The sequence below is a fragment of the Kitasatospora sp. NPDC097605 genome (assembly GCF_040302725.1).
GTDB lineage: Bacteria > Actinomycetota > Actinomycetes > Streptomycetales > Streptomycetaceae > Kitasatospora.
Window position 1 is genome coordinate 1 of the sequence record NZ_JBEOSF010000073.1, and the last position, 10,218, is coordinate 10,218.

Consider the following 10,218-nt stretch of genomic DNA (forward strand, 5'->3'; position numbering starts at 1 on the left):
GAGCCCTCGCCGCACGTCGACTGGTCGGCGGGCGCGGTCGAGCTGCTGACCGAGGCCCGGCCCTGGCCGCAGACCGGCGCCCCGCGCCGGGCCGGCGTCTCCGCCTTCGGCATCAGCGGCACCAACGCGCACGCCATCGTGGAGCAGGCACCGGATGTCACCGATACTCCGTCCGCGGCTGCGGGATCCGTGGTGCCGTGGGTGGTGTCCGGCAAGTCCGCCGCCGCGCTGCGGGCCCAGATCGAGCGCTTGCGGGAGTACGTCACCGCCTCGCCCGGGCTGTCGCCCGTGGACGTGGGCTACTCGCTGGCGACCGGCCGGACGGCCTTCGAACACCGCGCGGTGGCCGTCGGGCGGGACCGCGAGGACCTGCTGCGCGCCCTGGACGACGCCACCGGCACGCAGGCCACCGACGGACTGACCGCGTTCCTGTTCACCGGCCAGGGCGCACAACGGCTCGGCATGGGAGCGGAGTTGCACGCGGCGTTCCCCGTGTTCGCGGCCGCGTTCGACGAGGTCTGCGCCGTCGTCGACGAGCACCTCGACCGCCCGCTGCGCGACGTCATCTCCTCGGACGCCACCGCGTTGGACGGGACCGGCTACGCCCAGGTCGCACTGTTCGCGATCGAGGTCGCGCTCTACCGCCTCGTCGAATCCTGGGGCGTGCGCGCCGACTTCCTCGTCGGGCACTCGGTCGGCGAACTCGCCGCCGCCCACGTCGCCGGCGTCTGGTCGCTCGCCGACGCCTGCGCCCTGGTGGCCGCCCGTGGCCGGCTGATGCAGGCCCTGCCCACCGGCGGCGCCATGGTCTCCGTCATCGCCTCCGAGGACGACGTCCTGCCGTTCCTGGCGGGCCACGAGGACCGCGTCTCCATCGCCGCCCTCAACGGCCCCACCGCCACCGTCATCTCCGGCGACGAGGAAGCGGTCCTGGCCATCGTGGAAGCGGGCGGCTGGAAGTCCACCCGCCTGCGCGTCAGCCACGCCTTCCACTCGCCCCTGATGGAGCCGATGCTGGAGGAGTTCCGGCAGATCGCCCAGGGCTTGGAGTACCACGAGCCCACGATCGCCCTGGTCTCCAACGTCACCGGCGAAGTCGCGCCCCCGGAACTCGTCCGCTCACCCGACTACTGGGTCCGCCACGTCCGCGAAGCCGTCCGCTTCCACAACGGCATGACCACCCTGGAAGGCCGAGGCGTCACCCGCTACATCGAACTCGGCCCCGCCGCCACCCTCACCTCCATGGGCCAAACCTGCGTCGACTCAGGCGAGTTCATCCCCCTCCTCCGCAAGAACCACCCCGAGGAGGAAGCCGCCGTCACCGCACTCGGCCGCATCCACACCACCGGCCTGCCCATCGACTGGAGCGCCGTCTTCCCCGACGCCCACCGCGTCGACCTGCCCACCTACGCCTTCCAGCGCGACCGCTACTGGTTCGCGACGCCGGCCGTCGCCGACGCGCCGACCGCCGGGGCGCACGAGCTCGCCTCCGGGTCGCCGGCCGCCGCCGTGGACGGGCGGTTCTGGGCGGCCGTCGAGCACCAGGACCCGGACGCCCTGGCGGCGATGCTCGAAGTCGACCCCGCCACGCCGCTGAGCGCCATGGTGCCGCTGCTGTCCTCCTGGCACCGCCGGCAGAACGACCAGGCCACCATGGAGGGTTGGCGCTACCGGATCGCCTGGCACCCGGTGGCCGCCGAGCCGCGAGGCACGCTGTCCGGCACCTGGCTGGTGGCCGTGCCCGCAGCGGAAGCCGACGGCGACGCGCACACCGCCGTGCTGCGCGCCCTGGCGGAGCGCGGAGCGCGGACGGTCACCGTCGAACCGGCCGAGGCCGGTCGCGACACGCTCGCCGCGCAACTGCGCGAGGCCGCGGCCGGCGAGGCGCCGGCGGGCGTGCTGTCCCTGCTCGCCCTCGCCGACGGGCCGGACCCCCGGCACCCGGTCCTGCCACACGGCCTGGCGCTGAACCTGGCCCTGGTGCAGGCGCTCGGGGACGCGGGGATCGGCTGCCCGCTGTGGCTCGCGACCCGCGCCGCCGTCTCGGTCAGCCCGACCGACCCGGTCGACCGCCCCGGGCAGGCGACCGTGTGGGGCCTGGGCCGGGTGGCCGGCCTGGAGCACCCCGAGCGCTGGGGCGGCCTGGTCGATCTGCCCGCCGCCGTCGACGAGCGCGCCGCGGCCCGGCTGGCCGGGATCCTCGCCGCCGCGGGCGACGAGGACCAGCTGGCGGTGCGCACCGCGGGCGTCTTCGTCCGGCGGCTGGTGCACGCTCCGCTGGGCGCACCGGCCGAGGCGGTCAAGTGGGAGCCCGGCGGCACCGTGCTCATCACCGGCGGCACCGGCGGTCTGGGCGCCCAGGTGGCGCGCTGGCTGGCCCGCACCGGCGCCGGGCACCTGGTGCTCACCAGCCGGCGCGGCCCGGCGGCGCCGGGGGCGGAGGAGCTCGCGGCCGAACTGCGGGGCCTGGGCGCCCGGGTGACGGTCGCCGCGTGCGACGTCGCGGACCGGGCGGCGCTGGCCGGACTGCTGGACGGCCTGGAGGCCGAGGGCTCGCCCGTCCGGGCGGTGTTCCACGCCGCCGGGGTGGTCCACTTCCGGCAGCTCGCCGACAGCACGCCGGCCGACTTCGCGGCGATGGCCGAGGGCAAGGTGTCCGGGGCCGTCCACCTCGACGAACTCCTCGACGGCTCCCGGCTGGAGGCGTTCGTGCTCTTCTCGTCCGTCGCCGCCGCCTGGGGCAGCGGCGGCCAGGGCGCCTACGCCGCGGCCAACTCCTTCCTGGACGCGCTCGCCGAGCGGCGCCGGGCCCGCGGTCTGGCGGCCACCTCGGTGGCCTGGGGCCCGTGGGCGGACCGGGGCATGATCGAGGGCGAGGGCGTGGAGGAGCACCTCAGCCGCCGGGGCCTGCCGCCGATGGCACCGGACCTGGCGGTGGCGGCCCTGCACGGGGCGCTGGCCCGCCAGGAGACGACGCTGGTGCTCGCCGATGTGCGCTGGGACCGGTTCGTGCCGGGCTTCACCGCCGCCCGACGCCGCCCGCTGATCGACGAACTGCCGGAGGTCCGGCGGGCGTTGGAGGGGGCCACCGAGCCGGAGGCCGCCGGGCGGGAGAGCGCCGGCGGCGTGACGGACGGCCTGGCCGGCCTGCCGGACGCGGAGCGCGAGCGGATCCTGACGGACCTGGTGCGCACGCACACCGCGGCCGTCCTCGGCCACTCCTCCCCCGACGCGATCGCCGACGACCGCGCCTTCAAGGAGCTGGGGTTCGACTCGCTCACGGCCGTGGAGCTGCGCAACCGGCTGAACGCCGCCACCGGGCTGTCGCTGCCGGCCACGCTGATCTTCGACTACCCCGCCCCCGCCCCGCTCGCCCGGTTCGTGCGGGCCGAGCTGTTCCCGCCGCAGCCGTTGACGGCCGACTCGGTCCTCGACGACCTGGACCGGTGGGAGGAGGCGCTGGCGGAGATCACCGCGGACAGCGGTCTGCGGGAGCGGCTCACCACGCGTCTGCAGGACCTGATGGCACGGCTCGAAAGCACCGGCACCGGCGGCGCCCCGCAGGGCGGCGCCCCGGCCTCGGTCGAGGAGCAGCTGCTGACCGCTTCCGCCGACGAGATCTTCAAGCTGATCGACAACGACTTCGGGGCGTCCTGATGGCCAACGAGCAAGAAGAGAAGCTGCTCGACTACCTCAAGCGGGTCACCGCCGACCTGCACCGGACCCGTCAGCGGCTGCAGGAGGTGCAGGACCGGGAGCGGGAGCCGATCGCGATCGTGGGCATGGGCTGCCGCTTCCCGGGCGGGGTGCGCTCGCCCGAGGACCTGTGGGAGCTGGTCGCCGCCGGCCGGGACGCGGTCTCCGCGTTCCCCACCGACCGGGGCTGGGACCTGGACGCCCTCTACGACCCGGACCCGGCCACCTCCGGCACCTGCAACACCCGGCAGGGCGGCTTCCTCTACGACGCCGGCCGCTTCGACCCGGCCTTCTTCGGGATCTCACCGCGCGAGGCGCTGGCGATGGACCCGCAGCACCGGCTGCTGCTGGAGGTCTCCTGGGAGGCCGTCGAGCGGGCCGGGATCGACCCGCTGTCGCTGAAGGGGGAGAAGGCGGGCGTCTTCGTCGGCGCGACCTCCTTCCAGTACGGGGGCGATCCGGCGGTCGCGGACCCGAGCGTCGAGGGCCACCTGCTGATCGGCAACGTGACCAGCGTGGCCTCGGGCCGGATCTCCTACACCCTCGGCCTGGAGGGACCCGCCGTCACCCTGGACACCGCGTGCTCGTCCTCGCTGGTGACCCTCCACCTGGCCGTGCAGTCGCTGCGCCGGGGCGAGTGCTCGCTGGCCCTGGCGGGCGGCGCCGCGATCGTGGCCAACCCCGGGGTCTTCGTCGAGTTCAGCCGCCAGCGGGGCCTGGCGCCCGACGGCCGCTGCAAGGCGTTCGCCGCCGCCGCCGACGGCACCGGCTGGGGCGAGGGCGCGGGCATGGTGCTGCTGGAGCGGCTGTCGGACGCGCGGCGCAACGGGCACCCGGTGCTGGCCGTCGTGCGGGGCAGCGCGATCAACCAGGACGGCGCCAGCAACGGGCTGAGCGCGCCCAACGGCCCCGCCCAGCAGCGCGTCATCCAGCAGGCGCTCTCCTCCGCCGAACTGACCACCGCCGACGTCGACCTGGTGGAGGCGCACGGCACCGGCACCCGGCTCGGCGACCCGATCGAGGCACAGGCGCTGCTGGCCACCTACGGCCGGGGCCGCCCGGCCGGCCGGCCGCTCCGGCTCGGCTCGCTGAAGTCCAACATCGGCCACACCCAGGCGGCCGCCGGGGTCGGCGGCATCATCAAGACCGTCCAGGCGATCCGTCACGGGGTGCTGCCCGGCAGCCTCCACATCGACGAGCCCTCCCACGACGTGGACTGGTCGGCGGGCGCCGTCGAGCTGCTGCGCGAGGCCGCCCCGTGGCCGGAGCTGGGGCGCCCGCGCCGGGGCGCGGTGTCGGCGTTCGGGGTCAGCGGCACCAACGCGCACGTCATCCTGGAGCAGGCGCCGGCCGAGGACGACGACGAGCCCGTCACCACCGGCCCGGCGGCCCCGCAGGCCTGGCCGCTGTCGGCCCGGACCGACGCGGCGCTGCGGGCCCGCGCCGTCCAGCTGCGGCAGCAGCTGGACCGCCACCCGGATTACGGCCCGGCCGAGGTCGGGGCGGCGCTCGCGCACACCCGCTCCGCGTTCGAGCGCCGCGCCGTCGTCGTCGGCCGCACCCGCGAGGACTTCCGCACCGCCCTGGAGGCGCTCGCCGCCGGTGCCGCCGCGCCGGGGCTGGCCGAGGGCGTCGCGGGGAACACCTCCCGCCCGGTCTTCCTGTTCCCCGGCCAGGGCTCGCAGTGGGCCGGCATGGCGGAGGAACTGCTCGCGGCCTCACCGGTGTTCGCCGCGACGATGGCCGACTGCGAGCGCGCCCTGGCGCCGTTCGTGGACTGGTCGCTGGACGAGGTGGTGCGCGGCGTGCCGGGCGCGCCCTCGATGGACCGCGTGGACGTGGTCCAGCCGCTGCTGTTCTCGGTGATGGTGGCCCTCGCCGCCGTCTGGCGCTCCTACGGCGTGGAGCCGGCCGCCGTGGCCGGACACTCCCAGGGCGAGATCGCCGCCGCGTGCGTCGCGGGCGCGCTGTCGCTGGAGGACGCCGCCCGGGTGGTGGCGCTGCGCAGCCAGGCGCTGCGGGAGCTGTCCGGCGACGGCGGGATGATGTCCGTCTCGCTGCCGCAGGACGCGCTGCTGGCGCGGATGGCGCCGTGGGGCGAGCGGCTGTCGCTGGCCGCCGTCAACGGGCCCGGCTCGATGGTGGTCTCCGGCGAACCCGGGGCGCTGCGCGAGCTGCTGGCGTCCTGCGAGTCCGACGGCGTGCGCGCGCGGATCATCCCCGTCGACTACGCCTCGCACTCGCCGCAGGTGGAGCGGATCCACGGCCGGCTGCTGGAGCTGCTCGCCCCGATCGGTCCCCGCCCGTGCGAGACGGTCTTCTACTCGACGGTGACCGGCGAGCCCGTCGACACCTCCACCCTGGACGCGGAGTACTGGGCCCGGAACCTGCGCCGGACGGTCCAGCTGGAGCAGGCCACCCGCCGGATCCTGGCCGCCGGCCACCGGATCCTGATCGAGGTGAGCCCGCACCCGGTGCTGGCCTTCGCCGTGCAGGAGACCATCGAGGCGGTCGGCGCGGAGGCGGCCGTGGTCGGTTCGCTGCGCCGCGACGAGGGCGGGCCCGACCGGATGCTGCTGTCGCTGGCCCAGGCGTACGTCCGGGGCGCCGCGGTCGACTGGACGACCGTCCACCCCGCTCCGCGCGCCGGCGCCGTGGAGCTGCCCACCTACCCCTTCCAGTACCAGCAGTACTGGCTGGAGACCTCCGCGCCGGCGTCCGGGAGCGCGCAGGACCCGGCGGAGGCCGCCTTCTGGGCGGCGGTGGAGGGCGAGGACCTGCCCGCGCTGGCCGCGACGCTGGACGCCACCGGCGACGGGACGGCGGACCCCGGTACGGCCGACGCGCTGCGCCCGGCGCTGCCCGTGCTGTCCGCCTGGCGCCGCCGGACCACACAGGGCGCGGCACTGGACTCCTGGCGGTACCGGACCGGCTGGCGGCCGCTCCCCGACCCGGCCGGCGCGTCGCTGACGGGCTGCTGGCTGGTCGCCGTCCCGGCGGGGTACACCGCCGACCAGCCGGCCTCGGCCGTGCTCGCCGGCCTCGCCGCCCTCGGCGCGGACCTCGTTCCCGTCGAGATCGCCGCCGGCACGGACCGCGCCGCCCTGGCCGGGCTGATCGGCGCGGCGCCGGCGGACAGCGCGACGGCGCCCACCGGAGTGCTCTCGCTGCTCGCCCTCGACGAGTCACCCCGGCCCGGTGCCCCGTCCGTCCCCGCCGGGCTCGCCCTCACCCTGACGCTGGTCCAGGCGCTGGGCGACGCCGGGATCGAGGCGCCGCTGTGGCTGGCGACCCGGGGCGCGGTGTCGACCGACGCCGCCGAGCGGCTCGACAGCCCCGCCCAGGCGGCCGTCTGGGGGCTGGGCGCGGTGGCCGCCCTGGAGTCCCCGCAGCGCTGGGGCGGCCTGGTCGACCTGCCGGCCGTCCTCGACGACCGGGCGGTGGCCCGGCTGGCCGGTGTGCTGGCCGGTCGGGCCGGCCTGGACGGCGAGGCGTTCGAGGACCAGCTCGCGGTGCGCGGCGCGGGCGTGTTCGCCCGCCGTCTGCTGCGCGCCGCCGCACCGGCGCCCTCGGCCGGCTGGCAGCCGGGCGGCACCGTGCTGATCACCGGCGGCACGGGCGGCGCGGGCGCGGCGGTGGCCCGCCGGCTGGCCGAGGAGGGCGTCGAGCACCTGGTGCTGGTCGGCCGGCGCGGCCCGGCGGCACCCGGCGCCGGGGAGCTGGAGGCCGAACTCACCGCCTCCGGCGTCCGGGTCACGGTCGCCGCCTGCGACGTCGCGGACCGCGCCGCGCTGGCCGGCCTGCTGGACTCCCTGCCGGACGACCCGCCGCTGACCGCCGTGGTGCACGCCGCGGGCGTGCTCGACGACGGCGTCCTCGACACCCTGACGGCCGAGCAGGCCGACCGGACGCTTCGGCCGAAGGTGACCGGGGCGCTGAACCTGCACGAGCTCACCAAGGACCGCGAGCTGTCCGCGTTCGTGCTCTTCTCCTCCATCGCCGGCACCGTGGGCGCCGCCGGCCAGGGCAGCTACGCCGCGGCCAACGCCGTCCTGGACGCGCTGGCGCGCCAGCGCCGCGCCGACGGGCTGGCCGCCACCTCGGTGGCCTGGAGCGCGCTCGCCGACGGCGGGATGATCGACGCGGCGGTGGCCGAGCAGCTGCGCCGCCGCGGCGCGGCCCCGATGGCCGGCGACCGCGCCGGCGACGCGCTGCTCCGGGCGGTCGGCGCCGGCGAGCCGTGCCAGGTCGTCGCCGACCTCGACTGGGAGCGGTTCGCGCCCGCGCTCGCCGCCGGCCGGCCGCTGCCCCTGCTGCGCGACCTGCCGGAGGCCCGGGAGGCGCTCGCCGCCGCCCCGGGCCCGGAGGGCGAGGACACCGCCGACGCCGAGGCCCTGCTGCGGCGGCTCGCCCCGCTGGGCGCCCCGGACCGCCGGCGGATGCTGCTCGACCTGGTCAGGTCGCTGGCCGCCGTCGTGCTCGGCCACCCCAACTCCACCGCCGTCGAGGCCGAACGGGCGTTCAAGGAGCTGGGCTTCGACTCGCTCACCGCGGTGGAGCTGCGCAACCGCCTGGGCGTGGCCACCGGGCTGCGGCTGCCGGTCACGCTGGTCTTCGACCACCCGACCGCCGCCGCGCTCGCCGGTTACCTGGAGGCCGAGCTGCTGCCCGACGGCGGCTCGCCCGCCGGGCCCGTCCTCGCCGAACTGGACCGGCTGGAGGCCTCGCTGGCGGTCCTGGACCCCGACGAGGCCGCCCGCGCCGCGGTCGCCGAACGCCTGCAGTCGCTGCTGCGCACCTGGTCCGCCTCCGCCGAGCAGCAGGGCACCGTCGACGACCTCGAAGCGGCCACCGACGAGGAGATGTTCGACCTGCTCGACCTCGAACTCGACGACATCGCATGAACCGCCGCCACCGCACACCCACCCACGGCCTTTCCGTTTCACGGTCTTCGAGGAGCTGACGAGTGATGGAGAACGAGGCGAAGCTTCGCGACTACCTCAAGCGGGCGACCGCCAACCTGCGGGTGGCCCGTCAGCGCCTGGAGGAGCTCCAGGAGAAGGAGCACGAGCCGATCGCGGTCGTGGCGATGGGCTGCCGCTTCCCGGGCGGCGTCCGGACCCCCGAGGACCTGTGGGACCTCGTCGCCGAGGGCCGGGACGCGATCACGCCGTTCCCCGCCGACCGCGGCTGGGAGCTCGACACGCTCTACGACCCGGACCCGGACCGCAAGGGCCGCACCTATGTCCGCGAGGGCGGATTCCTGGATGACGTCGACCGGTTCGACGCCCCGTTCTTCGGCATCTCGCCGCGCGAGGCGCTGTCGATGAACCCCCAGCAGCGGCTGCTGCTGGAGGTCGCCTGGGAGACGCTGGAGCGCGCCGGGGTCACGCCCGGAGCGCTGCGCGGCTCGCGGACGGGCGTGTTCATCGGGGCCACCGACTTCGACTACGGCAGCAATGTCACCGAGCTCCCCGAGGGGCTGGAAGGGCAGATGTCGCTGGGCGCGTCCGGCGCGATCCTGTCCGGCCGGGTCTCCTACACCCTCGGTCTGGAGGGGCCGGCCGTCACGGTCGACACCGCCTGCTCGTCCTCCCTGGTGGCCCTGCACCTGGCCTGCCAGTCGCTGCGCAAGGGCGAGTCGTCGATGGCGCTGACCGGCGGCACGACGGTGATGGCCACCCCGACCGGGTTCATCGAGTACAGCCGGCAGCGGGCGCTGTCCCCGACCGCGCGCTGCCGGGCGTTCTCCGAGGCGGCGGACGGCACCGTGTGGGCGGAGGGCGTCGGGGTGCTGCTGCTGGAGCGGCTGTCGGACGCCCGGCGCAACGGGCACCCGGTGCTCGCCGTCGTCCGGGGCAGCGCGATCAACCAGGACGGCGCCAGCAACGGCCTCACCGCCCCGAACGGCCCCGCCCAGCAGCGGGTGATCCGGGCCGCCCTGGCCGACGCCCGGCTCAAGCCGGAGCAGGTCGACCTGGTGGAGGCGCACGGCACCGCGACGACCCTGGGCGACCCGATCGAGGCCGGCGCACTGCTCGCCACCTACGGCCAGGGGCGGCCGGCGGAGCGGCCGCTCTGGCTGGGCTCGCTGAAGTCCAACCTCGGGCACTCGGCGGCTGCCTCGGGCGTGGCCGGGGTCATCAAGGCCGTGATGGCGATGCGGAACGGGGTGCTGCCCGCGACGCTGCACGTGGACGAGCCGTCGCGGAAGGTGGACTGGGAGTCCGGCGCGGTGCGGCTGCTGACGGAGGCCCGGCCGTGGCAGCGGGACGAGGAGCCCCGGCGGGCCGGCGTGTCCTCCTTCGGCGCCAGTGGCACCAACGCCCACACGATCATCGAGGAGGCGCCGGCCGAGGTCGTCGAGGACGAGGCTCCTGCCGCCGAGGACGGGCCCGCCGTCGCCGAGGTGCTGCCGGGTTCGGGTGTGGTGCCGCTGGTGGTGTCGGCGCGCAGTGCCGCGTCGCTGCGCGGCCAGGCCGAGCGGCTGGGCGCGCTGCTGGCCGGTGACGCCGCCCCGGG

3 protein-coding genes are annotated in these 10,218 nt (G+C 76.4%); all 3 read left to right on the top strand.

The features are described from left to right. Positions 1-3,657 (top strand): SDR family NAD(P)-dependent oxidoreductase (locus ABTX81_RS39145; protein WP_350555661.1); only part of this gene is annotated, 3,657 nt, incomplete at its 5' end. Then, the gene (locus ABTX81_RS39150; protein WP_350555663.1) at positions 3,657-8,600 is read left to right on the top strand and encodes a type I polyketide synthase; all 4,944 of its coding nucleotides are present in this window, start codon (positions 3,657-3,659) and stop codon (positions 8,598-8,600) included. The genes ABTX81_RS39145 and ABTX81_RS39150, both read left to right, overlap by 1 nt. A gap of 65 nt (positions 8,601-8,665) precedes the next feature. After that, the coding region (locus ABTX81_RS39155) for a type I polyketide synthase (protein ID WP_350555665.1) at positions 8,666-10,218 on the top strand (1,553 nt) is incomplete at its 3' end.

What these genes read in the sequence shown, in the direction of transcription:
- ABTX81_RS39150 (WP_350555663.1), top strand. Translation starts at nt 3,657, where the DNA reads ATGGCCAACGAGCAAGAAGAGAAGCTGCTCGACTACCTCAAGCGGGTC.